Here is a 26,454-nt window from a genome sequence, read left to right on the forward strand (position 1 = left end):
AACCGTGCCCGATGTTCAGCCGCAGCCCATTCTGGCGCCCCTTACGCCCGCCGCGATCTTCCTGGTGGCCACCATTGACGAAGGTGGCGAGGAGAAAGTTCACGACGCCCTGGCCGACATCTCCGGATTGGTGCGTGCAATCGGCTTCCGCGACCCGACCAAACGACTTTCGGTGATCACCTCGATCGGCTCGAACGCCTGGGACCGGTTGTTCTCTGGACCGCGGCCCGCCGAGTTGCACCCGTTCGTGGCGCTGGAGGGTCCTCGCCACTCGGCACCGGCCACCCCGGGCGATCTGTTGTTCCACATCCGCGCCGAGACCATGGACGTATGCTTCGAGCTGGCGGGGCGCATCCTCAAGGCGACGGCCGGGGCGGTAACGGTGGTCGACGAAGTGCACGGCTTTCGGTTCTTCGACAACCGCGATCTGCTCGGCTTCGTCGACGGGACCGAGAATCCGGACGGCCCAATTGCTATTAGCGCCACCGCAATCGGCGACGAGGACCCCGACTTCACCGGTTCCTGCTATGTGCACGTGCAGAAGTACGTACACGACATGACGTCGTGGGAATCGCTGTCGGTCACCGAGCAGGAGCGGGTAATCGGGCGGACCAAGCTGGAAGACATCGAACTCGGCGACGGTGTGAAACCGTCCAATTCGCACATCGCGCTCAACGTGATCACCGACGACGACGGCACGGAGTTGAAGATCGTGCGGCACAATATGCCGTTCGGCGAGGTCGGCAAGAGCGAGTACGGCACCTACTTCATCGGCTATTCGCGCACCCCCGCCGTCACCGAGCAGCTGCTGCGGAACATGTTCCTCGGCGACCCGCCCGGCAACACCGATCGGATACTGGACTTCTCGACCGCCGTCACCGGCGCGATGTTTTTCTCCCCCACTGTGGATTTCCTCGACGACCCGCCACCCCTGCCGCAGACGCCCGCGCCGACCGCGGATGCGGCCCCACCCTCGTACGACGGTTCCCTGTCGATCGGCAGCCTGAAAGGAATGTCCCGATGAACAACCTGTACCGCGATCTGGCACCGGTCACCGAAGTCGCCTGGGCCGAAATCGAATTGGAGGCCTCACGCACGTTCAAGCGGCACCTCGCCGGACGCCGCGTGGTCGACGTCAGCGAGCCCGGCGGCCCGGTCACCGCGGCCGTCAGCACCGGCCGGCTGGTCGACGTGCAGGCACCCACCGACGGCGTGGTGGCCCACCTGCGTACCAGCAAGCCGCTGGTGCGGCTGCGGGTTCCGTTCACCCTGTCGCGCAGCGAGATCGACGACGTCGAACGCGGGTCCAACGACTCCGATTGGGACCCGGTCAAAGTTGCCGCGAAGAAGCTGGCGTTCGTCGAGGACCGCGCCATTTTCGAGGGGTACCCGGCGGCGTCGATCGACGGCATCCGCAAATCGAGTTCCAACCCGCCGTTGACGCTGCCGGAGGACCCGCGCGACATTCCAGACGTGATCACCCAGGCGCTGACCGAGCTGCGGCTCGCCGGGGTGGACGGCCCGTACTCGGTGCTGCTGTCGGCAGACGCCTACACCAAGGTCAGTGAGACGACCGCACACGGCTATCCGATCCTGGAACATCTCAACCGTCTGGTCGACGGCGACATCATCTGGGCGCCGGCCATCGACGGCGCGTTCCTGCTGACCACCCGCGGCGGCGACTTCGACCTGCAGTTGGGCACCGACGTGTCGATCGGCTACCTCAGCCACGACGCCGACACGGTGCAGCTCTACCTGCAGGAGACCCTGACGTTCCTGTGCTACACCGCCGAGGCGTCGGTGGCGCTGAGCCCGCCGGCATAGCTGGCCGCTACGCACGACGCCCTTGATGCATAATGGGTTGCACAACCCATTTTATTGCCTTAGGGGGATGCTCGTGCCGTCCGTTCACCATCGCTACATCACCGTCGAGGGCCACCAACTTTTCTACCGCGAGGCCGGGACGCCGGACCGCCCCACTGTGGTTCTGCTGCATGGCTTCCCGACCAGCTCACACATGTTCCGCCACCTCGTTCCGGCGCTCGCGGACAGCTATCACGTGATCGCCCCTGATCACCTCGGCTTCGGCCTTTCCGACGCGCCGCCGGTCGAGGCCTTCGATTACACCTTCGACGCACTGACCAACCTGACCGCCGGACTGCTGCGTGCGCTGGGCATCAACCAGTACGCCATGTATGTGCAGGACTATGGTGCCCCGATCGGATGGCGACTGGCACTGCGCGACCCGAACGCGGTTACGGCCATCGTCAGCCAGAACGGCAACGGCTACGACGCCGGCTTCGTCGCAAGCTTCTGGGAGGGGGTGTGGGCCTACCAGCGCGACCGCAGCACCGCCAACGAGGCCGCGGTCCGGCAGTTCCTCACCCTGGAGGCCACCCGGTGGCAATATCTGACCGGCGTGGCAGATCAGACGCTGGTGGACCCTGACTGTTGGCAACACGACTACACGCTGCTGGCACGTCCCGGTAACGACGTGGTGCAGTTGAAGCTCTTCCGCGACTACGCGACGAACCCGCCCCTCTACCCGCGTCTGCACGAGTACTTCCGCGCCAGTGGCGTTCCACTGCTGGCCGTCTGGGGACGGGGTGACGAGATATTCGGCCCGGCCGGCGCGACGGCTTTCGCCGACGATCTGCCCGACGCCGAGATCCACCTGCTCGACGGCGGGCACTTCCTGCTGGAGTCGGCGTTCGACGAGACCACCCAGTTGATTCGCGCATTTTTGGCCCGGCGACTGGTAGCCACCTGACCAAGTGGGGCGGCTCCGGGCTGTATATCCCATGATCGAAGATCTGCCGGCGTTAGCCTGGCGCCGTGGATCTGGACGCCGAACAGCGGTTGACCGCGAAGGGGCGCGCCACTCGCGAGCGAATAGTGCTGACCGCGGGCGAGTTGATCGTGGCCGAAGGCCTGGTTGCGTTCAATATGGACAACGTGCGCAAGGCCGCCGCGGTGAGCGGTTCGCAGCTGGCGCACTATTTCACCGACAAGCGCGCGCTGCTGCACGCCGTCATCGACCGCCAGATCGAGGTGGTCCTCGACTTCCACCGCCAGCCAAAACTCGGACAACTGGACACCTTCGACGACTTCGAGCGATGGATCGACCTCAACATGCGTTACCTCCGACGCATCGAGTACACCGGCACTCCGACTTACCATGCTCTCGCAGCGCAACTCGCCAAGTCCGACGACGCTACCCGGGGGAGCCTGGCGACAGGCTATTGGCGGTGGATCGACCTGATCGAACAAGCCATCGGCCGAATGAAGGATGCCAAAGCCCTGACTGCCCGGGCCGAGCCGCGGGCGCTGGCTATGGCCGTGGTCAGTGCCCATCAGGGTGGCGCTACCCTTGCCTTTACCTATCGAGCGGAATGGCCGCACGCGGACGCGACCCGATTTGCGGTCAACTGGCTGCGCGCATTCGCCACCGATCCCGCCGAACGGACTCCCCGCCCACCGCGGGAACCTCGCGCACCACAAGAATCCGCGCGATCCGAGGGCGACGACACCGGCTCACGGCTGACCAGGAAGGGTCTGGCCACTCGGGCGCGGATAGTCGCGGCGGCCGCCGATCTAATGTTCGAGCGCGGCGTCGCCAACGCCAGCATCGAGGACGTGCGATCCAGCGCCGGCGTGAGTGGTTCGCAGATCACCCACTACTTCCGGGACAAGCGCGCACTGACCCGCCAGGTCATCGCCACACGCCGCAACGATGTGCGAACATTTCACACCCGGCAACAGTTCGGCACTCTGGACAGTCTCGATGCCGTGGCAGCCTGGGCCGACGCCTGTCTGAACGACGTTGACACCGTCTATCGACGCGGGGGATGCGTCTACGGCTCGTTGGCCGGAGAACTCATCGATGCGGACGACGAGATCCACCGTGACCTATCTGCCGGGTACGACGAGTGGATCGAGCTATTTCGTACCGGGCTCGTCGCAATGCGGCGCCGCGGCGAACTGCGCGCCGACGCCGACCCGCGACACCTGGCCGTGTCCCTGGTGGCCGCACACCAGGGCGGCGCGATGGTCACGCACGCCACCGGCGACGCCGGACCTATCGCCGCCACCTTGCGGGCAGCCGTGGGGTACGTGCGGTCCTTCGCCGCGATCGACTGATTCGGCACCCCTAGACAAAATGGGTTACCTGTCCCATAATATTGGGTTGTATAACCCATATATGCCGTGCGACGGCTCAAAAGTGAAGGCAACATGACTGTTTCGGACAAAGTCGCCCACGCACTGCCTACCGCACCGGCGGTGGTACGCGACCAGCACAACGGTGAAACCATGCGGGCGATCGTGTTGGCACGCTTCGGCGGCCTGGACAGCCTGGTCTATACCGACATCCCCAAACCGTTGCCGAGGGACGGCGAAGTGGTGATCGCAGTCAAAGGCTTCGGTATCAACCACGCCGAAGCGCATATGCGTCGCGGCGAGTGGGCCGAGGCGGCCGAAGTGAGCGGGATCGAGTGCGTCGGCCTGGTGGACGCCTGCCCCGGCGGTGAGTTTCCAATCGGGGCCAAAGTCGCTGCCCTAATGGGCGGGCTGGGCCGAACCGTCAATGGCAGCTATGCGCAATACACCCGGGTACGTGTGGAGAACGTCGCGGCGCTCGACTCCGACCTGCCATGGGCACAGTTGGCGGCTCTGCCCGAGACGTACGCGACCGCGTGGACCTGTTTGTTCCGCAACCTCGCGCTGGTGGCGGGCCAGACCCTGTTGATCCGTGGTGCGACTTCGTCTTTCGGTCAAGCCGCCCTGAAGATGGCGGTCGCCGCTGGCGCACAAGTCCTCGCGACGACGCGGAACCCAGCACGCGCCCCCACACTGAGGAAACTGGGCGCCGTGCGAGTCGAGCTGGAGCGAACCGACCTCGCCGCGCACATTGCCGAAGCTAAGCGGATCGACGCCGTGCTGGATCTCGTCGGCAACAGCACCATTCTGGATTCCCTGGACATGCTGCGCCGCGGCGGCACGGCCTGCTTAGCGGGATGGCTGGGTGGCCTGGACCCGATCGGAGATTTCAACCCGTTACTGCGGATGGCGAGCGGAGTAAACCTGAACTTCTTCGGCAGCTTCGTGTTCGGCACACCGAGCTTCCCGCTGTCCGACGTTCCGCTGCAGGACATCGCCAAGCAAGTTGCCGAAGGGCGCCTCGACGCCGCGCCCAGCCGGGTGTTCTCCTTCGATCAGATTCACCAGGCACACCAGGTGATGGAGGCGGGAGAGGCCGGCGGAAAAATGGTCGTGGTCCTGGACTAGCGTCGGTGACGTGGCGCCCTCTGTGCTGATCTTCGACGTCAACGAGACGTTGATCGATATCGATTCCCTGGCACCACTTTTCGATGAATTGTTCGGCGATCCGCGGGTGCTGCGCGAGTGGTTCGGTCAACTCGTGACGTATTCAATGACCGTGACACTGTCGAGCAGCTATGTCGACTTCTTCACGCTGGCGCGCGGTGTGCTGCGCATGCTCGCCGAGGTGCACGGCGTACAGGTGAGCGAGGCCGACCTCGACCGGATCGGTACCGGCATGCGCCGGATGCCCGCACATCCCGATGCCGCAGCAGCGCTGGCGCTACTGCGCGACAACGGTTTTCGGTTGGCCACATTGACCAATTCCCCCCATCTCGCGGCAGACCGGACACCGCTGGAGGAAGCCGGATTGGCGGAGTTTTTCGAGTGCCAGCTCAGCGTCGACTCCTGCCGGGAGTTCAAGCCGGCCCCAACGGTCTACCGCTACGCCTGCCGGGAACTCGCGGCCGCGCCCGGCGACTGCATGATGGTGGCCGCGCACGTCTGGGACCTGCTCGGCGCACAGAGCATCGGGATGCACACCGCGCTGATCACCCGGCCCGGCAATCCGCCGCTACCCGTCGCCGGCCTACCCCAACCGGATCTTGTCGCCGCCGATCTCGGCGCGCTCGTCCGCCGTCTCACGCCATGACCGCGCGGCGTAGCGTCGGTGACGGACTCAGCTGAAAGGGAGACAGACGATGACCGAGCACGACTTCGACGTCGTGGTGCTGGGCGCGGGGCCGGTTGGCGAGAATGTCGCGGACCGGACCCGGGTCGCGGGCTTGAGCGTCGCGATCGTCGAACGCGAACTCGCCGGTGGCGAGTGCTCGTACTGGGCCTGCGTACCGAGCAAGGCGCTGCTGCGTCCAGTCATCGCGCTGGCCGACGCGCGCCGTGTCGACGGCGCACGCCAGGCGGTCCGCGGCGCGCTTGATGCCGCAAGCACGTTCGCCCGCCGGGACCACTACGTCGGCAATTGGGATGACTCCGGCCAGGCCGACTGGATCGCTGGCACCGGCGCGACGCTGATCCGCGGGCACGGCCGGTTGGCGGGTCCGCGCCGGGTCACGGTCGCCGAGCCCGGGGGTGCTGAGATCACGCTGACCGCGCGGCATGCCGTCGTCGTGTGCACCGGAACACGGGCAGCGCTGCCCGAACTGCCCGGCATCGACGATGCCCGACCGTGGACCAATCGGCAAGGCACCGATAGTAGTTCGGTCCCGTGCCGGCTCGCGATCGTCGGCGCCGGTGGTGTTGGCGTTGAATTGGCAACGGCCTGGCAGGGTTTGGGCGCATCAGTCACCCTGCTGGTGCGTTCGAAGTTGTTGCCGCGGATGGAGCCGTTCGTCGGCGAACTCATCGAAAAGGGGCTGACCGAGGCGGGCGTCGACGTCCGCAAAGGCGTGTCGGTGACCGCGCTGAGCAGACCCGGCCCGGTGCTGGCCGAACTTGACGACGGCAGCACGCTGGAGGTCGACGAGATACTCTTCGCCACCGGACGCGCGCCGCAAACCGACGACATCGGCTTGGACACAGTCGGATTGGAGCCGGGAAGCTGGCTGGAAGTGGACGACACCTGCCGCGTGCGGGCCATCGGCGAGGGATGGTTGTATGCCGCCGGTGACGTCAACCACCGCGCGCTGCTGACCCATCAAGGCAAGTACCAGGCCCGGATCGTCGGGGCAGTCATCGCCGCTCGAGCGCACGGGCAGGCACTGGACACCGCGCCGTGGAGTGAGCACACCGCCACCGCCGACCACCACGCGGTGCCGCAGGCGTTCTTCACCGACCCGGAGGCGGCGTCGGTGGGACTGACCGCCGAGCAGGCCGCGCAACATGGCCACCGCGCCAAGATCGTCGACGTGGAGATCGGCGACGTCGTCACCGGCGCCAAGCTGTTCGCCGACGGGTACACCGGTCGGGCGCGGATGGTGGTTGGCGTCGACGACGATCGCGTGCTCGGTGTGACGATGGTGGGCCCCGGGGTTACCGAAATGGTGCATGCTGCCACGGTCGCGGTCGCCGGGCAGGTGCCCATCGACCGGTTGTGGCACGCGGTGCCGTGCTTCCCGACGATCAGCGAGCTGTGGCTCAGACTCCTTGAAGCGTACCGGGATTCGGATTACGTGTTGGTCTAGCAAAGGATGGTCCATGGCAACCTCGGACGGATTCCATCCCGATTTCGACGCGGCCCAGGTCGAAGCCCGCAGCAAACGAGTCCACCATGTCAAGGCTTCCGAGCTAAGTTCCGACACCGCGCAGACGGCCGGGTTGCAGCGATTCGCCGCCATCAGCGGGATGTCGGTGGGTGCCTCGAAGATCTGGATGGGTGAGACCTACGTCCAGCCCGACACAGCGTCGGACAACCATCACCACGGCGATTCCGAGACCGCGATCTATGTGCGAAGCGGTAACCCAGAGTTCGTGTTCCACGACGGCGTGCAGGAAGTGCGCATAAAGACCCAACCCGGCGACTACATTTTCGTGCCACCGTTAGTGCCGCACCGGGAGGAGAACCCGGACCCCACCACGCCCGCCGAAGTCGTCATCGCCCGCTCCAGCCAGGAGGCCATCGTGGTGAACCTGCCGAATCTCTATCCCCTGTAGGGCCGGCACACCGTCCCCGGGAGGGGCCGCGAACCGGGGTTACTCAGCGAATTCTCAACCGATTCTTCGCAATCACTGGCTTTGCCAAAAGCCTGCGCATAGCCGGGTGCCGGAGCATCGACTCCATGATTGACCTCTCGGCCGAGCCGCTGAGCACGGACTTGATCGAACGGTACCTGCGCACCCGCGGGCGACGGTACTTTCGCGGGCGCCATGATGGCGAGTTCTTCTTCGTTCTCGACGCCGGCAGACGTCTGCGCGTGCACCTGGAGATCCCGCCCGCGCACCCCGACGTTTTCACCATGCGGTTCACTCCCGCGTGTTTCTTTCCGGCCGCCGAGCGACCTCGGTTGACCAAGTTCGCCGGCAGCTGGAACAAGTTCAACCGTGACATCGCCGCCGTGGTGCACGGGTCCTCCGACCCGCAACGCGTCGGCGTCACCGGCGAACAGACCCTATGGATCGCGGACCCGGTCGACTACGTCGAATTCGCAGCGTTCGCCGACCGTGCCACCGACGCCGCGATCGATCTCTTCACCGGGCTAAATGTCGTCGAATTACCTTCTCCGACAACGCTACTCGATGCAAGCTGAACCCGCGGCCAAGCGGCCGGTGAGCACCTTGTCTGGCCGCGGTTCGCCAAGTTTGGCACGGATAGCACCCCACGGGTTCGCGTAGCGTCCCGGCGCGTTGCGGTATGCCGCACGCCGTTTGAGTATCAACCGGACCAAGGGGGCCATCAACCGCATCGGGTGTTGCCGCCAACCGGTGGCGGCGCGCATCTCGGTCAGCATGTCCGGCCACCGGTGGTGCTGAAAGGCCAACACCCGCTGGGCGTGGGTGGTGTCCATCCAATCGGTGACGAACCAGTCCTCGTCGCTGTCGGGGTCGCCGGGGCGCCCACCAGGCAACACGTCTTCCAGACCGCGAGCGGCCGCCAACGCCGCCCCGACCTCCCCCTGCAACAGCCGGTGCGATTCGTCACCGGCGACCAGCAGAATCTCGCCGATGACGTCTGTCGCGGGCGCGGTTGTCGCGGCGGCGAACGCGACCGCCACGTCACGGACGTCAACACTGTGCATCCGCCCGTCCGCGGGAAGCGCGCTCTCGAAATAGAGGGCGTCAAACGTGAACGGCATCGCGCCGGGGTCGACGCTCATCACGCCGCCCAGCCGCAATATGCCCCACGGCAGTTCCGAATTCCGTACACACTGCTCGGCCTCCGCCTTGTGCGCTCCATAGATGTCAGACGGGGCGAGGGGGCTTTCGGCGGTCAGTAACTCCGGATGATGGTGCGGATTGCGGGCGCCGTGCACGGCGTTGCTGGACGCCTGGATGAAGCGGGGCGGCCGCGGGCACGATTCGGCGGCACGCAGCAATGACACCGTCGCGTCGACGTTGACTCGACGCGCGAGTTCGGGCTGGCCATAGATGACCGGCGGGATCACCGCGGCCAGGTGGATGACGACCGTCGGCTCGACCTGAGCGACCAGCTCTGCGACCGCCTTCGGATCGGTGAGGTCTGCCCAGTGAGCCTGTGCTCCAGCGGGCAGCGCCTTGGCTGCCTTGCGATGCGCCGGAGTCCCAAGGTCGGTGGCCACCACGTGGTGCCCCTGAATGGCCAGCAGTCGCACAGTTTGCGATCCGACAAGCCCGAATCCTCCTGTAACTAGTACTTTTTCGGCCATGACGCCTCCCTGAACTCATTGCTGTGCGGTATGCCACATCGCACGATAATGACATTCTCCTATTTCGAAAGTACCATATTCTCTACATACGTAGAGCGCCTGAACTGGGTAATCCCCGTCACAACGCCATCCTCGCCAACAATCGGAGAACGCCAATGAACGGCAGCGACAGTCCAGACGGACGCGAGATCGCCAAGTGGGACCCCTCCTTCACCAAGCGGGTAATCGACACCGTCGCGCCCGCGGTCAGGCGGTGGCATCGCGCCGAGGTGCGAAACCTGGAGAACATTCCGGCGGCGGGCGGCGCACTGGTGGTGTCCAACCACTCCGGCGGCATGTTCACCCCGGACGTGTTCATCTTCTCGCCGGCCTATTACGACGCCTTCGGCTACGACCGACCCGTCTACACGCTCGGCCACTACGGGCTGTTCATCGGTCCGATGGACGGCTGGCTGCGCCGGCTCGGGGTGATCGAGGCAAGCCGGGAGAATGCCGCCGCTGCGCTGCACTCAGGTGCGCTGGTGCTGGTGTTTCCCGGCGGCGACTACGACTCCTACCGACCGACGTTCGAAGCGAACACCGTGGACTTCAACGGCCGCACCGGCTACGTCACCACCGCCGTCGAAGCTGGGGTGCCGATCGTGCCGACGGTGTCGATCGGCGCCCAAGAAACCCAACTGTTCCTCACCAGGGGCAACTGGCTGGCTCGCAAGCTGGGGCTGACCAAGGCCCGAATGGACATCCTGCCGGTCAGCTTCGGGTTTCCCTTCGGCCTCAGCGTGATCTTCCCGCCGAACCTGCCGCTGCCGGCCAAGATCGTGACCGAGGTGCTCGAGCCGATCGATGTCGTCGCGCGATTCGGCACCCATCCCGATGTCGCCGAGGTCGACGCCCACGTCCGCTCGGTGATGCAGGCCGCGCTCGACCGGCTATCCGCCCAGCGCCGACTGCCCGTACTGGGCTGAGGGCTAGGTTCGCGATGAAACGACTGAACGGCATGGACGCGATGCTGCTCTACAGCGAGACGCCCAACCTACACACGCACACCCTGAAAGTGGCCGTGATCGACCCAGGCGCAACACTTTTCGGATTCGAGGCATTTCGCCGCCATCTCATCGAACGCCTGCACCTGCTGGAGCCGTTGCGTTACCGGCTGGTCGAGATGCCCTGGCGGCTCGGCCACCCGATGTGGCAGCAGAATTGTGACCTCGACCTGGACTACCACCTGCGGCGGGTGCGGATACCGGCGCCCGGCGGCCGCCGCGAACTGGACCAGGTGATCGGTGGGATCGCTTCGACGCCGCTGAATCGCAGCCGTCCGCTGTGGGAGTTCCATTTCGCCGAGGGGCTGGCCGGCGGGCGGTTCGCGGTGATCGGGAAGGTACACCACTCGCTGGCCGACGGCGTAGCGTCGGCGAATCTGTTGGCGCGCATGATGAACCTGGTCGAGATTACCACGGCTGACTGTGAGAACGATTGCACCACTGGAACTCTCGACCTGTTGCGCGCAACCGTGAGCGAGCAACTTCGACAACTCGCGGCACTACCCGGCTTGGTGAGGGACGCCGCGCGGGGTGCGGCCAGAGTACGCCGTCGTACCCGGGAGCGTGGTGACCATCCCGATCTCGCCACCACATTCGACGCTCCACCGACCTTCCTCAACAACCACGTGGTGTCGCCGCAACGCCGGTTCGCCAGTGCGGCGCTGCCGCTGGCCGACGTCAAGGCCACGGCCGCAGAGTTTGGTGTCACGATCAACGACCTGATCCTGTCGATGGCCGCCGGGGGGCTGCGCACGCTGTTGCTCGACTACGACGGGGTCGCCGACCGGCCGATCATCGCTTCGGTCCCTACCGCCACCGACAAATCGGATCGAGTTACCGGCAACGAGATCAGCGGGCTGTCCGTCTCGCTGCCGGTGCACGTCGCCGATCCGATCAAACGGCTGCGCCTGGTGGCGCTGGCCACCCGGTTCGCCAAGGAGGATCACGAGATCCTCGGCCCAACCCTGTACGGGCGAATGATGAGCTACCTGCCGGCGGCGATTGCGCCGGCGATGTTCCGGTGGCTGGCCAGGCGCGACGCGCCGAACAGGATCATGAACGTGGCGGTGTCCAGCGTGATGGGTCCGCGTCGGCGCGGCGACTTCGCCGGTGCCCCGGTCAGCGAGATCTACTCCACCGGCGTGCTCTCACCCGCGGCACCGGTCAACATCACCGTGTGGAGCTACGCCGACCAGGTCGGCATCGCGGTGCTGACCGACGACCAAACCTTCACTGACGCCCACGACGCAACCTCGGCACTCACCGCCGCATTCGACGAATTACGCAGTGCCACAGCACTTTATGCGAGCCTGACAGCCTGAGTAGATTCAGGCGGTCAGCACCGCGTCGAGCGCGGAGTAGAACAAGCCCAACCCGTCATCGGATGGGCCGGTCAGCGCTTCGATCGCGTGCTCGGGGTGTGGCATCAGGCCGACCACCCGCCGGTTCGCCGAGGAAACACCGGCGATGTCGTTCTGCGAACCGTTGATGTTGTCCCGGTAGCGGAACACCACCCGGTCCTCGCCTTCCAGTTCGTCGAGCACCCGGGTGGGTGCCACGTAGCGGCCCTCGCCGGACTTCAGCGGAATCAAGAGGTCGGCATCAGGCTCGAAGCGCGACGTCCAGGCCGTCGCTGTCGATGCCACGCGCAGCCAGACGTCGCGGCAGACGAAGTGCAGGCCCACATTGCGGGTCAGCGCCCCGGGCAGCAGGCCGGCCTCACAGAGGACTTGAAAACCGTTGCAAATGCCCAACACCGGCATACCCCGGCCAGCGGCGGCGACCACTTCGCCCATCACTGGGGCGAACCGCGCGATCGCTCCCGCGCGCAGGTAGTCACCGTAGGAGAAGCCGCCGGGCACCACCACTGCATCGACGCCTTTGAGGTCGGCGTCGGCATGCCAGAGGTTCACCACCTCGGCGCCCACCATGCGCGCGGCGCGCGCGGCATCCACGTCGTCGAGGCTGCCGGGAAAGGTGATGACGCCGATGCGGGCCGTCACCGTGTTTCCCGGGTGATCGTCCAGTCCTCGATCACCGTGTTGGCCAATAGCGACTCGGCGATCTCGGCCAGCACGGTGTCGTCGACGGTGTCGTCGACCTCCAACTCAAACCGCTTGCCCTGCCGGACATCCGAGACGCCGCGATGGCCCAGCCTGCCCAGCGCGCCGACGATTGCCTGACCCTGCGGGTCGAGAATCTCCGCTTTGGGCATCACATGCACGACCACCCGGGCCAACGTGCTCCTCCTCAGCTCCGATTGCTACACCGGCGCAAGCCACGAGCCGGACGAACAGACGGGCCAACTCTACCGCGCCTACCCGAGCAGGATCAGTCCGTCGCCGCCCAACTCGGCAATGCGACGCTGCGCCTCGCCGCCGGGATCGAGAGACTCCTCGGACAGCGTCGTCCAGGCGTTGAGCAGCAGCGCAGCATCCGGCCGCGCGGATGCCGCTCGCGCGGCACGGGCCGCCTCGAAGAACTCGCCGATGCGCGGGTGCTCGAGCGCCACGTTGACCGCATCGCATCGCAGGCCGGCGATCTCGGCCAGTGCGACACTGTTGACTCCCAGTAATACCGCTGGTCGAGGGTCGGGCAGCGGAAACCCCGCCCATTGTGCCGGCCGATTCGGGTCCCACTGGACGTCACACATGTCAAGCACATCGCGCAAGTGCGCATGCCGCTGTCGCATCGAGTCGCTGAGCGTGATCCCGACCAGTTCGTGCTCGCGTGACCACGGACTGCCCGGTGCCGAACCCGCACCGAGCCCGAACACGAAGCGCCCACCGCTGATTTCCTGCACCGAGGCGGCAGCGGCGACCGTCACACCGGCGGGCCGGTTGGCGGCGTTCACCACCAGGGTGCCGACCTTGATCGATGACGTCACCGCGGCCAGCGCGCCGGCCAGGGTGAAGCACTCCAGCATCCGGGAACCGGCCAACATCGCACCCGAGAGGTGGTCGAAAACCCACGCCGTCCCGAACCCGTCAGCTTCAGCGCGCAGCACCTTCTCGCGCAGCTGCGGCCAGGGATGGGAAGCCGCGCTGTAGAGCACGTCGAGTGTCACCATCGGCCCAACATACCGGTTAAATACTCACCGCCGGAACGAGTTTCGCGAGTCACGAACACGACGCGATGTAGGCCTCGCACAACGGGGCGGTCATTGCGTCCAGTACGGCGGCATCGGAGATCACCGGCCAAGCCACCTCGGGAGACCCGGTCGCCCACAAGGTCAGCTCGCTGATCGTGCTGCTGGCGACGTGCGCGACCAAATAGGTGTGCATCAGGACCGGGCCGGCGATCACGGCTGCCATTCGGGTCGGCTCATCGTCGGTGATCGACGGCGACTGCGCGGGTGCGCCCAACTGGCACGCCCGCAGGGCGGCTACCGCTGTGCCCAAGACCGACGCAGCGAGCGCGCCGCCGCGGGCGGTGTCTCCGCGCCAGTGCATGATCTGGGCCTGCAGCTGCCACTGACCGTCGGGCTGCGTCACCGTCACGCGGGCCGCGACGGTCGAATTGCGCGTGTCCTGCGGAAAGGCCGGAGTGGCGCACACCTGCTCGAACCTGAACTGCGGCGTGGTCCCAGTCACCGGCACCGCTCGGCTTGCCAGCGGCGGCCACCGATACACCGCATCCAGCGGCACCGACCGGTGAGCCATCCACGCGCTTGCCGGGATCTGGTCACAGAGCGGCGGGCAGGTCTCCGGGTCGGCCTGCGCAGGCACCACCACGACTAGTGCAACGACGACGCTGCCGGCGAACAACATCGTCGCCAGAATCATCCGCAGCTGCACCGCCCCCATCAGGGCACAATCGTAGACATGCAACTGACGCATTTCGGTCATTCGTGCCTACTCGCCGAGTTCGGTCAAACGAAAGTCTTATTTGACCCCGGCAGCTTCGCCCACGGCTTCGAGGGCATCACCGGCCTGTCGGCGATCCTGATCACCCACCAGCACCCCGACCATGTCGACGTCTCGCGGCTGCCGGCGTTATTGGAGGGCAACCCGGACGCGCCGTTGTACGCCGACCCGCAGACCACCGCGCAGCTGGGCCAGCCGTGTCGGGCGGTGCACGTCGGTGACGAGCTTTCGGTGGGGCAGCTGACCATTCGAGCCCTCGGCGGTCGGCATGCGGTGATTCATCCGGAAATCCCTGTGATAGAGAACATCTCGTTTGTGATCGGCGACGGCGAACACCCGGCCAGGCTGATGCATCCCGGGGACGCGTTGTTCGTGCCGGACGAACCGGTGGACGTGTTGGCCACACCCGCTGCGGCACCGTGGATGAAAATCTCGGAGGCCGTCGATTACCTGCGGGCGGTGAATCCCACGCGGGCGGTTCCCATCCACCAGGGCATCGTGGCACCCGAGGCGCGGGGTATCTACTACGGACGGCTCACCGAGATGACCGACACCGACTTCCAGGTGCTGCCAGAGGAGGACGGCGTCACCTTCTGAATCTGACGCGCAATCCGGCGCTGAGCCTGGCGCGGAATCCGGCGCTGAGCCTGGCGCGAGCAGACGCAAAATCGCAGGATTCGCGGGCGATTTTGCGATTTTGCGTCTGCTCGGCGGAGAAGGTGGGCCCGGCGGCTAAGTGATATCGGCGGCCGCGCCGCGTCCGGCGGCCCGCCCGGAGAAGATGCAACCGCCCAGGAAGGTGCCCTCTAGGGCGCGGTAGCCGTGCACACCGCCACCGCCGAAGCCAGCGACCTCGCCGGCCGCGTATAGCCCGGCCACCGGACTGCCGTCGGTCTTGAGCACCCGCGAATCCAAGTCAGTTTCTATGCCGCCCAATGTCTTTCGAGTGAGAATGTGCAACTTGACCGCGATCAGTGGACCGGCCTTGGGGTCGACCAACCGATGCGGCGCGACCACACGTCCCAGCCGGTCACCTAGATAGGTGCGGGCGGCGCGAACCGCGGTGATCTGACCGTCCTTGGTGAACTTATTGGTGACCTCACGATCTCGAGCGGTAACGGCTGCTTCCACCGTCTCGTAGTCCAACGGCTCCACGTCCGGCAGCGCGTTCATGGCCTCCACCAGATCGGGCAGCGAATCGGCGGTCACAAAGTCCACACCCCGGTCGATGAACGCCTGCACCGGCGCCGGCGGACCGGAGCTGGCCCGCGAGCGCAGCAGTTGGCGGACGCTCTGCCCGGTCAGGTCAGGGTTCTGCTCTTGACCCGACAGCGCGAATTCCTTTTCAATGATCTTCGCGTTCAACACAAACCAGGTGTAGTCGTAGCCGGATTGGGCAATGTGCTCCAAAGTGCCCAACGTGTCGAATCCCGGATACAACGGTACCGGCAAACGATTCCCCGCCCCGTCGAGCCACAGTGACGACGGCCCCGGAATGATCCGGATACCATGCAGCGGCCAGATCGGGTCGTAATTGGTGATGCCCTCGGTGTAATGCCACATCCGGTCGGGGTTGATCACTCGCGCACCGGCTTTCTGGGCGATACCGATCATCCTGCCGTCCACGTGCGCGGGTACCCCGCTGAGCAGCTGCTTGGGCGCGCGGCCCATCCGGCGCGGCCAGTTCTTGCGCACCAGCTCGTGGTTGCCACCGATGCCGCCGCTGGTGACGATCACCGCAGACGCCCGAAATTCAAACTTCCCCATCGATTTTCGTGACGAAGGTACGCCGCGCGGCTGATCGCACGGCTCCAATACGGTGCCCCGGACGCCGGTCACCGCGTCGCTCTCCACGATCAACCGGTCCACCTGGTGGCGGTGCGCGAAGCGAACGTTCGGCCGGTTACGCAGCTGCCGGGCAAAGATCTCGACCAGCGCGGGGCCGGTGCCCCAGGTGATGTGGAACCGGGGCACTGAATTGCCGTGTCCCTGCGCGTCGTAACCGCCTCGCTCGGCCCAGCCGACCAGCGGGAAGATCTTCAGGCCGCGGGCCCGCAGCCAGCTACGCTTCTCCCCCGCCGCGAAGTCGACGTAAGCGTGCGCCCACTGCTCGGGCCAGTAGTCCTCCGGCCGATCGAACGCGGCCGTGCCCAACCAGTCCTGCAACGCGAGTTCGTGGCTGTCCCGAATGCCCAGCCGGCGCTGCTCTGGGCTGTTGACGAAGAACAGGCCGCCGAACGACCAGTACGCCTGCCCTCCCAGATTGGCGCTGTTCTCCTGATCCAGGATCAGCACGCGCAGGCCACGTTCCACCAGTTCGCAGGCCGCGACCAGTCCGGCCAGCCCGGCCCCGACGACGATCACGTCGGCTTTGAACTCCTCGGAACCCGAACTCGCATCGCTCATGTCGGTACAGGGTAGTGCCACCCGAACGGGTGACCGGGCGCGACTTAGGCGGCGTCCAGAACCGCCTTGTCTGCACGCCACCGGTACACCATCGGGGTGCATTCCTGCAGTAGAGCGAGGTCGACGGCGTCGAGCATGGCTTGCCGCGGTCCGGGCTTGCGCAGGTGACGGGCGGCGACTGCGATCCGCACCACACCACCGCGCCGGGCGGTGCGGTCGGCGGACATCACCACCATCCGGCACCACCACGGCTCTGCCAGATAACCCTCGCCGATACCCAGCACGCGGGCCCGCACGGTGGTGTTGCGCACCAGGTCGGTCACACCGTAGGCGTCGGCCAGTAAACGAAAACCGTTGGACGGCAATGCCTTGACCACACCGGGCGAGACCAGCCAGCCGGGTGCCGCAAACAGCCGAGTGCGCAACCCGAGATGCTCGAGCACCCGATCGGCACCCTTGAGCCGGAGGTTCGCCTCGTGGGCGTGCAGCGTCGCGAACTCGCCTCGGCGCTTCTTGACCGCTGACTCGTCGAAGCCGTGCAGCACCAGCGCGTCGCCGCCGGAACGCCGGGCCGAGAGCCAGTCAACAGTGCGGGCGTCGCGGTCGAGGCGATAGCGATCACCGAGGCGCGGTGCCACCAACAGCGACACCGGGACGGAACGGGAGTCCATTTGCGCACAAAAGTCCTCGACGTCGGACAGGGTTTGCTCACCGATACCCGAGACCGAGACGATCAGTTTTCCAGACACGCTTGTAGTTTGCCGACCACAGGTGTCTCGACCGTGAAGGACACGCAGACTCCAGACGACCATCCGCCCGCTGATCAGGTCGAACAATCGGTTAGATATCCTCAGTAACGCCATGGATAAGGCGCCTCCCACACCGGCTGACGCCGCGCTGCCGACCACTAGCTCCACCGGGCAGTCGAATGTCCATCACGACTATCCCGACAAGCTCGACGCCGCGACCTTCCGGACCGCCGGGGTGTGCATTCTGGCGTCAATGATGATGGCCGTCGACGCCACCATCGTCAACGTCGCGCAGCGCACCTTCATCGTCGACTTCGAGTCCACGCAGGCCGTGGTCGGCTGGACCATGACGGGCTACACGCTGGCGCTGGCCACCGTTATCCCGATAGCCGGCTGGGCGGCCGACCGATTCGGTACCAAGCGGCTGTGGATGGGTTCGGTGCTGGCCTTCATCGTCGGCTCCCTGCTGTGTGCGATGGCGCCGAACATTCTGCTGCTCATCGTATTTCGGGTGGTGCAGGGCATGTGCGGCGGCATGATGATGCCGTTGGGATTCACGATCCTTACGCAAGTGGCGGGTCCGAAACGGCTCGGCCGGCTGATGTCGATACTGGGCATCCCGATGCTGATCGGCCCGATCAGCGGACCGATTCTGGGCGGCTGGCTGATCGGCGAATTCGGCTGGCCTTGGATCTTCCTGGTCAATCTGCCGATCGGATTGTGCGCGTTCGTCCTGGCGCTATTGGTGTTCCCGCGCGACGAACCGACCCCGTCGGAGACCTTCGACGTCGTTGGCGTGCTGCTGCTGTCACCCGGCTTGGCCACCTTCCTGTTCGGGGTGTCGTCAGTTCCCGGCCGCGGCACGGTGGCCGACCGGCATGTGTTGATACCGGTGGTCGTCGGCCTGACATTGATCGTCTTGTTCGTCGCGCACGCGTGGTTCCGAGCCGAGCACCCGCTGATCGACCTGCGGCTGTTCAAGATCCCGTTGGTGACCCGGGCCAACGTCACGGCGCTGCTGTTCGCGATCGCCTTTTTCGGCAGCGCACTGCTGCTGCCGAGCTATCTACAGCAGGTCACCCACCAGACGCCGCTGCAATCCGGGATGCTGCTCATTCCGCAAGGCATCGGCGCGATGCTGACCATGCCATTTGCCGGGGTGTTCGTGGACCGAAAAGGACCCGGGAAAGCGGTGCTGTTCGGAATTGGCCTGATCGCGTTGGGTATGGCGGCCGTCACCTTTGCCATCGCCCGCCAGGCCGAGTATTTGCCGACGATGTGCGCCGGGCTGGTGATCGTCGGCATGGGCATGGGCTGCACGATGATGCCGCTGTCCGGCGCCGCGGTGCAGGCGCTCGGACCGCACGATATCGCCCGTGGTTCGACCTTGATCAGCGTGAACCATCAGGTCGGCGGTTCGATCGGCACCGCGCTGATGTCGATGGTGTTGACCAGCCAGTTCAACCGCAGCCCGACCATCACCGCCGCAAACGAACTGACGCGCATACAGCAGGACGCGGCCCGGCGCGGGGTGACCGTCGACCCGTCGGCGATACCGAGGCGGACGATGGATCCGGACTTCGACACCGTACTGCTGCACGACCTGTCGCACGCCTACACCGTGGTGTTGGCGATCGCAGTGGTGTTGGTGACGTTGACGCTAATCCCGGCCGCGTTCCTGCCCAAGACTCCGGCTGGCTAGCTCAGCCGGCGAACAGCATCGTGGCGATGCGGGCGACGGTGTCCATCGGGTCGACGGCCTTCACTCGGGCGTCGACGGTGTCGTTGAGCCATAGCATCGAAAAGCCGTGCACCAGAGACCATGCCGCGAGTTCGGCGCCGGCCGGGTCGGCCCTCGCGTTCGGATCGTGCAACGTCGCCACTCCTCGTGACAACTCGGCGGCCGCGGCGGCTTCAGCGGCGGCGAGCTCGGCGTCGGAGCCGTCAAGCAACGACCTGTTGAACATGACCTGGTAATGGCCAGGACGCTCGAGGGCGAACCGCACATAGGCTAGGGCCGCGTCGGAAAACTGCGCTCCGGGCGCGGTCATGGCCCGCACGAGGGCTTCGGCGAGCAGCCGGAATCCCTGGGTGGCCAACGCAGTGAACAAGCCACGGCGGTCGCCGAAATGATGGGCCGGTGCAGCGTGTGACACACCGGCATCACGCGCCAATTCGCGCAGCGATATCCGCTCGGCGCCGCGCGCGGCCACCGCTCGGGCGGCTTCGGCCAGGATCACCGCACGCAGGTCTCCGTGGTGGTAGCTCGCCCGGCTCATATCAAAAAGCATAGCCAATCAATCTTGACAGCGCCAAGATCGCCAACCTAATCTCATCGAGTTATATCTTGTCATTGTCTAGATAAAGGAGGTATGCGATGGCTCCCCTACTCGCGCTGTTGCTCAGTACAGCGGTCGCCCGCGTTATCGGCTGGTTCGGTGTGAGCTACGTCGACGGCTGGCCGGAGGCGGTCGCACTCGGCCTGGCCGTGATGTTCGTGGTTACCGGTGTGGCCCACTTCGTGCCGCCGCTACGGACGGATCTGATCGCGATCGTTCCGCCCCGTTTGCCCGCACCGGGCCTGCTGGTCACCGGCACCGGCGTGCTGGAACTGCTGGGCGCGGCAGGCCTGCTGCTACCCGCGACCCGAACGATCGCGGCGGCCTGCCTGCTGCTGTTGATGCTGGCGATGTTCCCGGCCAACATCTACGCGGCGCGGATGCCAAATCCGCCCAAGTCGATGACGACCCGCCTGTCGGTACGCAGTGTCGAGGAAGCTGTCTTTCTAGGCGCCGCGCTCGTCGTCGCCCTTAGCGGTGGTTAGCAACCACGCGTACTGGAACGCCGTCTCTTTCCAGCGCTCGTAACGTCCGCTGATTCCGCCATGGCCGGCCTTCATCTGGGTCTTCAACAGCACCGGATTACCCTCGGCATTCGCGTGCCGCAGCGCCGCGACCCACTTGGCCGGCTCGACGTAGTAGACCCGCGTGTCGTTCAGCGACGTCATCGCCAGGATCGCCGGATACCGCTGGCGCACCACGTTCTCGTACGGCGAATACGACTTCATATAGGCGTAGACATCGCTGTCACTTAATGGGTTTCCCCACTCGTCCCACTCGGTGACGGTGAGCGGCAAGGAGGGATCCAGGATGGTGGTCAGCGGGTCGACGAAAGGGACCTGGGCCAGGATTCCGGCGAACAGTTCCGGGGCCATATTGGCCACCGCCCCCATCAGCAGGCCCCCAGCGCTGCCGCCCAGGGCTACCAGTTGCCGCGGCCGGGTCAACCCCGAGTCCACCAGATGCCTTGCCACCGCGATGAAGTCGGTGAAGGTGTTCTTCTTTTGCAGCAATTTGCCGTGCTCGTACCACAGCCGGCCCATTTCGCCGCCGCCACGCACATGGGCCGCGACGAAAACCATGCCGCGATCCAGCAGCGACAACCGGGCGATGGAGAACCGCGGGTCCTCGCACATCTCGTAGGCCCCGTACCCGTAAATCAGTGCCGGCGCAGGGAACTCGATGTCGGCTCGATGCACGATCGAGACCGGTATGCGGGCACCGTCCGCGGCAATCGCCCAGTCGCGCCGTTCCACATAGTCTTCGCGGCGGTAATCACCCTGCACCGACTGTTCCTTGAGCAGGGTGCGCTCGCCAGTCACCAGATCCAGGTCGTAGATCCGCATCGGTGTGACAAACGATCCGGCGCCGACCCGCAACTTCGGTGACATCCAGTTCGGGTTGGCCCCCAACCCGGACGACATCAGCTCCGAATCGAACTCGAGTTCCTCCGGAGCACCGTAGGTACCGTCAGAACTGAATGGCCACAACTGAATTCGCGGCAGTGCGGTACGACGATAACTGACCACCAGGTGGTCGGCGAAGGCGTCCACGCCGTCGAGGCGGACGTCGTCACGGTGCGGGATCAGCGTGGTCTGCCGAGTCGGCGCATCTACTGGCGCCTCCACTAGCGTGAAGTTCACCGCCGCGTCGTTGTGCAGGATCAAGAATCGCTCCTGGCCGCCGACGACGGCATGCTCCACTGAGTACTCGACGCCCTCGCGACGGGGCAGCACCACAGTGAATTCAGCGTCGGGGTCAGCCGCGTCGGCGTAGCGCACCTCCGAAGTGATCGACGACCCCGCCGCGATCACCAGGTAGGCATCGCTGCGGGTACGCCCGACCCCAAGCCAGAACCGTTCGTCGGGTTCGTGATAGACCTGCACCGAGTGCCCGCCGGAACCGAGACGGTAGCGCCACACCGTATCCGGACGCCAGGCCTCGTCCACGGTGCTGTAGTAGACGGTGGCGTTATCTGCCGCCCAGGTCGCGCCGGCGCCGATGCCAGCGATCTCGTCGGGATATAACTCGCCGGTGCGCAAGTTCTTGAATCGCAAGGTATATCGCTCATCGCCGATCACGTCGACGGAGTACGCCAGCAGGTTGGCATCCAGGCTGACACTGGCTGCGCCGAGCGCGAAGAAGTCGTGGCCTTCGGCTTCGACGTTCTCGTCCAGTAGCACCTGCTCCCGGGCAATCTCGGTGTGCTCGTCGAATTGCGGCGGGTTCCAGTCGTCGGGATCACTTACCGGACAACGGCAATGCACCCCGTACTGCTTCCCCTCGAACGTGCGGGCGTAATACCACCAGTCGCCGCGCCGGGTCGGAACCGACAGGTCGGTCTCCTTGGTGCGCGCCTTGATTTCGCTGAAGATCTTCTGCTGCAACGCCTCCAAGTGAGCGGTGCTTTGATCGACGTAATCGTTCTCGGCTTCCAGGTACGCGATCACTTCGGGATTGTCCTTGTCGCGCAACCATTCATAGGGATCGACGAAGACGTCACCATGGTACTCGCGGCGGATGTCGATCCTCTTCGCAACGGGTGGCAGCGGTTGTCCGGTCATGCGCCGGGACCGATCCAGTCGCCGAACCTCAGGCCCGAAATCCGTTCGTATGCTTCGATGTAACGACCACGGGTGGCGTCGACGATCTCGCCGGGCAGCGGGGGCGGCGGTTCGGTGCCGTGCCGGTCCCAGCCGGACTCGGCACTGGTGAGCCAGTTGCGGACGAACTGCTTGTCGAACGCCGTCTGCACCACACCCGGCCGGTATTCGTCCGCCGGCCAGTAGCGCGACGAATCCGGGGTGAAAATCTCGTCGGCCAGCAACAGGTTTCCGTCGGTGTCCGAACCGAACTCGAACTTGGTATCGGCGATGATGATTCCTTTACTCAGCGCGTGATCGGCGGCCTGAACGTAAATCTGCAAGGTGCGGTCGCGTAACTGGTTGGCGCGCACCGCCCCCACCAGCTCGATGACGCGGTCGAATGCGATGTTCTCGTCGTGGTCACCCAACTCGGCCTTGGTCGCCGGGGTGAATAGCGGCGTGGTGAACTTGCTGGCCTCCACCAGCCCCGGCGGCAATGGGATGCCGCAGACCTTCCCAGTGGCCTGGTAGTCCAGCAAGCCCGAGCCGGTGAGGTAGCCGCGCGCCACGCATTCCACCGGCATCATTTCCAGCCGCCGCACCACCAGCGCACGACCGAGCACCTCGTCGGGAATCCGCGGGTCGTCCGGCGGCCCAGCGAGGTGATTGGGGACCTGTGTGAGCCGGGAGATCAGGCCGAAGAAGAACACGCTCATCGCGGTCAGGATGCGGCCCTTGTCGGGGATCGTGCTGTCCAGGATGAAGTCGTACGCCGAGATCCGATCGGAGGCGACCAGCAGCAGGTGGTCATCGTCGACACCGTAGATCTCGCGAACCTTGCCACTGGCCAGATGCTGATAATCGGACAAAGCGGGTCGCATCGGGTCAGCCTATCGGGCAAGCCGTCGCCATTTTGGATGCCAGCTGTGCTGGTATCAGTGTCATGAGCCGGTATCTGCCCTACTCGACCAGACCCGTTCGGCTGTTTGGTCAGCTTCTCAGCGACATCATCATCTCGATATGGACGGTGATCTGGGTGTTCGTCGGCTTGGCGGTACACGAGGCGATCGCCACCATCGCCGAGGCCGGACGCCAGGTCGAGACCGGCTCGAAGGGACTCGCCGGCAATCTCGCGTCCGCCGGGCACGGTGCACACAACGTTCCGCTGCTGGGTGACGCCCTGGGCAAACCGCTGGACGCGGCCAGCCAGGCGGCCCTCGACGTGGCCGGTGCCGGACACGATCTCAGCACCACGGCGACCTGGCTGGCAGTGGTGCTGGCGCTGGCGGTCGCCCTGCCGCCCATCCTCGCAGTGACAGTTCCGTGGCTGTATCTGCGGATCCGGTTCTTCCGACGCAAATGGGTGGTGACCGCGCTGGCTGACACTGCAGCCGGTCAGCAGCTACTTGCGTTGCGCGCCTTGGCCAACCGGTCTCCGGCCAAGCTGGCTGCCGTCAGTGCTGACCCAGTCGGCGGTTGGCGCTATGAGGATCCTACGGTCGTCCGCGGCCTGGCCGCGCTCGAATTGCGAGCAGCGGGAATCCGGCTCCGCATGGACTGACTACCGGCGCGCTAGAAGTGCCAGCTCAGGCGCTGTTGACCAGAATGGCGTACTGGGCGGCAGCGCGCTGCCGCGCGTCTTTGTCCTCGTTGCTGCGCACCGCCGCGACGTACCGCCCGAACGAGACCAGACACTCGAATCGGGCGTTGGGGTTGTCGGCAACGACATCTGGTTTCTGCTCGTAGCACCTGGCAGCCGGGAGCCCGGCGGGCGGTGGAATTTCATGGTCGATGTATTCGCCTCGTTCCGCCTCCACCAGCTTCGGCAGGATCGCAGTGGCGGTTGACTCGTCCTTTGTCCGCAGCAAGGTGGAGTCGGCGCTGAATGCGCACTGGTCGATTCCAGCCTGGTTGAACAGGCCATCCTTTCGCGCCTGGCTATCCGCGCAGAGGAGCGCCGCCCGTGGGCCGATGCTACCGAAGGTGGCGGATACTTTTGGCACGTCGCCGGCGAAGAAAAGCCGGCTGAGCATGCGATTGGGGTCCAGCGGCAGCTCAGTGAGCCCTACCGCGAGGGACGGGACGAGCTTGGCCGACAGGGGGGCCTGCAAGTCGAGCGCGCTTTCGATCCGCTTGGTCAGATACGAAAGGTCGGGGCGGGTGTCGCTGCGAACCGCGATCGACAAGACCGTCCGGCCTGCGGCCATGGTCGCACCGACCGACGGGGAATCGGGACGATAATGCGCCTTGGCCTGCGGATAGTTAGGTATGTCCACCGGTCGGTTCTCGGGGCTGACAGCAAAGTCGACCGAATCCATCTCAGCGGCAGCCCGGGCGGCCGCATCGTCGTTCGGGAAGCTCGTCAGCAGAATCCGCAGCAGGTCGGCGCTGCCGTTGTGCACAAAATCGGGGAGGGACTTGGAAATGCCCTGGACAAGGTAGCCGGAGATCATGTTGTACTTCTCCAGCACCGGTTGGGTAATCGGGGTTCCGGTACCCGAGATAGCGGTGGCAGCCAGCTCCGGGGTGGGGATGGCCTCTCCGTAGACGTGGTCCAGGATGGGATCCACTTCATACGGATCTGCCAGGCCTTCGGCCAGACGGAACGCCTCGAGCGCTCGCCCCTCGTCGACGGTGGCGGGACCGGGCAGCGGCCGCGGCTTGATTCCGTAGCGGCCCACGTCCAGCTTGCTGATATTGGCTGCGTTTGCGTGGTCGGAGTCCGCTTTAGTCAGCTGCCAGATCGCCACCCCGGCCACCACGGCGACGACGAGCAGCACCGCCGCCGCAACCAGAATCCACCGAGTGCGCTTGCCGGCTGCCGGTGGCGGCCCCCCGGCAACCATCGGTGGGTACTGGCCGGGCGGCTGTGTCCACTGCGGCTCGCCCGGCTGCTGCGGAGATGGCGCCGGCTGCTGCGGAGGTGGTACCGGCGCTGGTTGGGTCGGCACGATCGGCGCGGTGGCCGCGGGAACGGTGAAGGCAGTCGTCGAACTGCCAAGGGACGCAAGGCAGTTCTCCGCCGCCCGAGCGAACTCACCACTTGTGGCATATCGCTGCGCGGGATCCTTCGCCATGCCACGAGCGATCACGTCGTCCAGCGCAGGCGGCAGCCCGACCCGTGCACTGACGCGGGGTGGTGGCTCGCTCAGGTGCGCACCGACCAGGCTCGCGGTGTCGCCCGCGAACGGTGGCGAACCGGTCAGGGCTTCGAAAAGAACGCACGCCAGCGCGTAGGTGTCCGCACGCGACGTCACCTGGCTCTCGTCGCCACGGAATCGTTCCGGCGCCATGTAAGTCCAGGTTCCCAACACGTCGCCCATCTGGGTCAGCTTGGACTCGGTGGCAGCATTGGCGATCCCGAAATCCACCAGGTAGGCGAAGTCGTCCGCGGTGATCAAGATGTTTCCCGGCTTGACGTCGCGGTGCAGCACACCGGCGGAGTGCGCGGCATCCAGCGCCGAGGCGATCTGGCGCACCATGGCCACTGCCTTCTCCGGCGACAGCGGCCCCGAGCGCTGCAGGATCGTCTCCAAGTCGGTGCCGTTGATCAGCCGCATGTCGACGTAGAGCTGCCCGTCGATCTCCCCGGTGGAGTGGATCGGCACCACGTGGGGGTCCTGTAACCGCCCGGCGATCCGGGCTTCGCGCTGCAGCCGCTGCCGGTAGTTCGGGTCCTGTGCGTAGGGTCCCGAGATGAGCTTCAGGGCCACGACACGGTCCATGGCGGTGTCCTGAGCTTCGTACACCGTCCCCATGCCGCCGCTGCCGAGCATGCGCTTGAGTAGGTAAGGGCCGAATTGCGTCCCAACCTCTGGCCGTGCCTCAGTCATCGCCCCTCCTGTACCG

26 protein-coding genes are annotated in these 26,454 nt (G+C 65.7%); 15 read left to right on the forward strand and 11 right to left on the reverse strand.

Annotated elements, in window-relative coordinates; genetic code table 11:
- Positions 1-4: 4 nt before the first annotated feature.
- The 9 genes from H0P51_RS24940 to H0P51_RS24980 all read left to right on the forward strand — a co-directional run bounded on the left by H0P51_RS24940 (position 5) and on the right by H0P51_RS24980 (position 8,522).
- Positions 5-1,024, forward strand: coding sequence for a Dyp-type peroxidase (locus H0P51_RS24940; RefSeq protein ID WP_180915475.1), 1,020 nt, complete (start codon positions 5-7; stop codon positions 1,022-1,024).
- Positions 1,021-1,824 carry a family 1 encapsulin nanocompartment shell protein gene (locus tag H0P51_RS24945; protein ID WP_180915476.1) on the forward strand — a complete coding sequence of 268 codons (804 nt, stop codon included), beginning with the start codon at positions 1,021-1,023 and terminating at the stop codon, positions 1,822-1,824. Before H0P51_RS24940 ends, H0P51_RS24945 begins: the two co-directional genes overlap by 4 nt.
- A 73-nt stretch (positions 1,825-1,897) precedes the next feature.
- A complete protein-coding gene (locus H0P51_RS24950) occupies positions 1,898-2,770 on the forward strand; it encodes an alpha/beta fold hydrolase (protein WP_180915477.1) in 873 nt (290 codons plus the stop codon).
- A gap of 65 nt (positions 2,771-2,835) precedes the next feature.
- Complete coding sequence (locus H0P51_RS24955) at positions 2,836-4,140, forward strand: TetR/AcrR family transcriptional regulator (RefSeq protein ID WP_180915478.1); 1,305 nt, start codon at positions 2,836-2,838, stop codon at positions 4,138-4,140.
- A gap of 93 nt (positions 4,141-4,233) precedes the next feature.
- The gene (locus H0P51_RS24960) at positions 4,234-5,286 is read left to right on the forward strand and encodes a zinc-binding alcohol dehydrogenase family protein (RefSeq protein WP_180915479.1); all 1,053 of its coding nucleotides are present in this window, start codon (positions 4,234-4,236) and stop codon (positions 5,284-5,286) included.
- 10 nt (positions 5,287-5,296) lie between these two features.
- Positions 5,297-5,971, forward strand: a complete 675-nt coding sequence (locus H0P51_RS24965; protein ID WP_180915480.1) for a haloacid dehalogenase type II — start codon at positions 5,297-5,299, stop codon at positions 5,969-5,971.
- 49 nt (positions 5,972-6,020) lie between these two features.
- Positions 6,021-7,460, forward strand: a complete 1,440-nt coding sequence (locus tag H0P51_RS24970) for a dihydrolipoyl dehydrogenase family protein (RefSeq protein ID WP_180915481.1) — start codon at positions 6,021-6,023, stop codon at positions 7,458-7,460.
- Between the two features lie 13 nt (positions 7,461-7,473).
- Entirely contained in the window at positions 7,474-7,929 is a 456-nt protein-coding gene (locus tag H0P51_RS24975) for a cupin domain-containing protein (protein WP_180915482.1), read from the forward strand.
- Between the two features lie 125 nt (positions 7,930-8,054).
- Positions 8,055-8,522, forward strand: a complete 468-nt coding sequence (locus H0P51_RS24980) for a hypothetical protein (protein WP_180915483.1) — start codon at positions 8,055-8,057, stop codon at positions 8,520-8,522.
- On the opposite strand, the gene H0P51_RS24985 is transcribed toward H0P51_RS24980, so the two are convergent.
- Positions 8,505-9,617: an NAD-dependent epimerase/dehydratase family protein gene (locus H0P51_RS24985; RefSeq protein WP_180915484.1), complete on the reverse strand. Its 1,113-nt coding sequence runs from the start codon at positions 9,615-9,617 to the stop codon at positions 8,505-8,507. The genes H0P51_RS24980 and H0P51_RS24985 overlap by 18 nt on opposite strands.
- Positions 9,618-9,772: 155 nt before the next feature.
- Here H0P51_RS24985 and H0P51_RS24990 point away from each other — a divergent pair, with 155 nt between their 5' ends.
- Together H0P51_RS24990 and H0P51_RS24995 are read left to right on the forward strand one after the other, a co-directional pair.
- Positions 9,773-10,582, forward strand: a complete 810-nt coding sequence (locus H0P51_RS24990) for a lysophospholipid acyltransferase family protein (RefSeq protein ID WP_180915485.1) — start codon at positions 9,773-9,775, stop codon at positions 10,580-10,582.
- A gap of 14 nt (positions 10,583-10,596) precedes the next feature.
- Positions 10,597-11,982: a WS/DGAT/MGAT family O-acyltransferase gene (locus H0P51_RS24995; RefSeq protein WP_180915486.1), complete on the forward strand. Its 1,386-nt coding sequence runs from the start codon at positions 10,597-10,599 to the stop codon at positions 11,980-11,982.
- A gap of 6 nt (positions 11,983-11,988) precedes the next feature.
- Here the strand turns inward: H0P51_RS24995 and purQ are convergent, their stop codons facing one another.
- From purQ to H0P51_RS25015, 4 genes are all read right to left on the reverse strand, one after another.
- Complete coding sequence (gene purQ, locus H0P51_RS25000; protein ID WP_180915487.1) at positions 11,989-12,663, reverse strand: phosphoribosylformylglycinamidine synthase subunit PurQ; 675 nt, start codon at positions 12,661-12,663, stop codon at positions 11,989-11,991.
- Positions 12,660-12,899, reverse strand: a complete 240-nt coding sequence (gene purS, locus H0P51_RS25005; protein ID WP_180915488.1) for a phosphoribosylformylglycinamidine synthase subunit PurS — start codon at positions 12,897-12,899, stop codon at positions 12,660-12,662. The genes purQ and purS overlap by 4 nt, the downstream gene beginning before the upstream one ends.
- A gap of 78 nt (positions 12,900-12,977) precedes the next feature.
- Positions 12,978-13,730 (reverse strand): LLM class flavin-dependent oxidoreductase, encoded by a 753-nt coding sequence (locus H0P51_RS25010; protein ID WP_180915489.1) that lies wholly within the window; start codon positions 13,728-13,730, stop codon positions 12,978-12,980.
- Between the two features lie 49 nt (positions 13,731-13,779).
- Positions 13,780-14,508, reverse strand: a complete 729-nt coding sequence (locus H0P51_RS25015) for an ATPase (RefSeq protein WP_180915490.1) — start codon at positions 14,506-14,508, stop codon at positions 13,780-13,782.
- On the opposite strand from H0P51_RS25015, the gene H0P51_RS25020 reads away from it, so the two are divergent.
- Positions 14,485-15,123 (forward strand): MBL fold metallo-hydrolase, encoded by a 639-nt coding sequence (locus H0P51_RS25020; RefSeq protein WP_180915491.1) that lies wholly within the window; start codon positions 14,485-14,487, stop codon positions 15,121-15,123. The two genes, H0P51_RS25015 and H0P51_RS25020, sit on opposite strands and share 24 nt — an antisense overlap.
- A 135-nt stretch (positions 15,124-15,258) precedes the next feature.
- On the opposite strand, the gene H0P51_RS25025 is transcribed toward H0P51_RS25020, so the two are convergent.
- Entirely contained in the window at positions 15,259-16,953 is a 1,695-nt protein-coding gene (locus tag H0P51_RS25025) for an FAD-binding dehydrogenase (RefSeq protein WP_180915492.1), read from the reverse strand.
- 23 nt (positions 16,954-16,976) lie between these two features.
- The gene (locus H0P51_RS25030; RefSeq protein WP_180915493.1) at positions 16,977-17,681 is read right to left on the reverse strand and encodes a DUF2334 domain-containing protein; all 705 of its coding nucleotides are present in this window, start codon (positions 17,679-17,681) and stop codon (positions 16,977-16,979) included.
- Positions 17,682-17,778: 97 nt separating this feature from the next.
- On the opposite strand from H0P51_RS25030, the gene H0P51_RS25035 reads away from it, so the two are divergent.
- A complete protein-coding gene (locus H0P51_RS25035; protein ID WP_180919221.1) occupies positions 17,779-19,383 on the forward strand; it encodes a DHA2 family efflux MFS transporter permease subunit in 1,605 nt (534 codons plus the stop codon).
- A gap of 1 nt (position 19,384) precedes the next feature.
- Here the strand turns inward: H0P51_RS25035 and H0P51_RS25040 are convergent, their stop codons facing one another.
- On the reverse strand, positions 19,385-19,960 hold the full coding sequence (locus tag H0P51_RS25040; protein ID WP_180915494.1) for a TetR/AcrR family transcriptional regulator: 576 nt from the start codon (positions 19,958-19,960) through the stop codon (positions 19,385-19,387).
- Between the two features lie 98 nt (positions 19,961-20,058).
- Between H0P51_RS25040 and H0P51_RS25045 the strand changes: the two genes are divergently transcribed.
- Positions 20,059-20,505 (forward strand): DoxX family protein, encoded by a 447-nt coding sequence (locus H0P51_RS25045; protein ID WP_180915495.1) that lies wholly within the window; start codon positions 20,059-20,061, stop codon positions 20,503-20,505.
- Here H0P51_RS25045 and H0P51_RS25050 read toward each other — a convergent pair.
- Together H0P51_RS25050 and H0P51_RS25055 are read right to left on the reverse strand one after the other, a co-directional pair.
- Positions 20,467-22,584 carry a S9 family peptidase gene (locus H0P51_RS25050; RefSeq protein ID WP_180915496.1) on the reverse strand — a complete coding sequence of 706 codons (2,118 nt, stop codon included), beginning with the start codon at positions 22,582-22,584 and terminating at the stop codon, positions 20,467-20,469. The genes H0P51_RS25045 and H0P51_RS25050 overlap by 39 nt on opposite strands.
- Positions 22,581-23,486, reverse strand: coding sequence for a phosphoribosylaminoimidazolesuccinocarboxamide synthase (locus H0P51_RS25055; protein WP_180915497.1), 906 nt, complete (start codon positions 23,484-23,486; stop codon positions 22,581-22,583). The genes H0P51_RS25050 and H0P51_RS25055 overlap by 4 nt, the downstream gene beginning before the upstream one ends.
- A 62-nt stretch (positions 23,487-23,548) precedes the next feature.
- On the opposite strand from H0P51_RS25055, the gene H0P51_RS25060 reads away from it, so the two are divergent.
- Positions 23,549-24,166, forward strand: a complete 618-nt coding sequence (locus H0P51_RS25060; RefSeq protein WP_180915498.1) for a hypothetical protein — start codon at positions 23,549-23,551, stop codon at positions 24,164-24,166.
- Between the two features lie 25 nt (positions 24,167-24,191).
- On the opposite strand, the gene H0P51_RS25065 is transcribed toward H0P51_RS25060, so the two are convergent.
- Positions 24,192-26,438, reverse strand: coding sequence for a serine/threonine-protein kinase (locus H0P51_RS25065; RefSeq protein ID WP_180915499.1), 2,247 nt, complete (start codon positions 26,436-26,438; stop codon positions 24,192-24,194).
- Between the last annotated feature and the right edge of the window lie 16 nt (positions 26,439-26,454).

This window comes from Mycobacterium vicinigordonae, assembly GCF_013466425.1.
In the GTDB taxonomy this organism is placed as follows: Bacteria; Actinomycetota; Actinomycetes; order Mycobacteriales; family Mycobacteriaceae; genus Mycobacterium; species Mycobacterium vicinigordonae.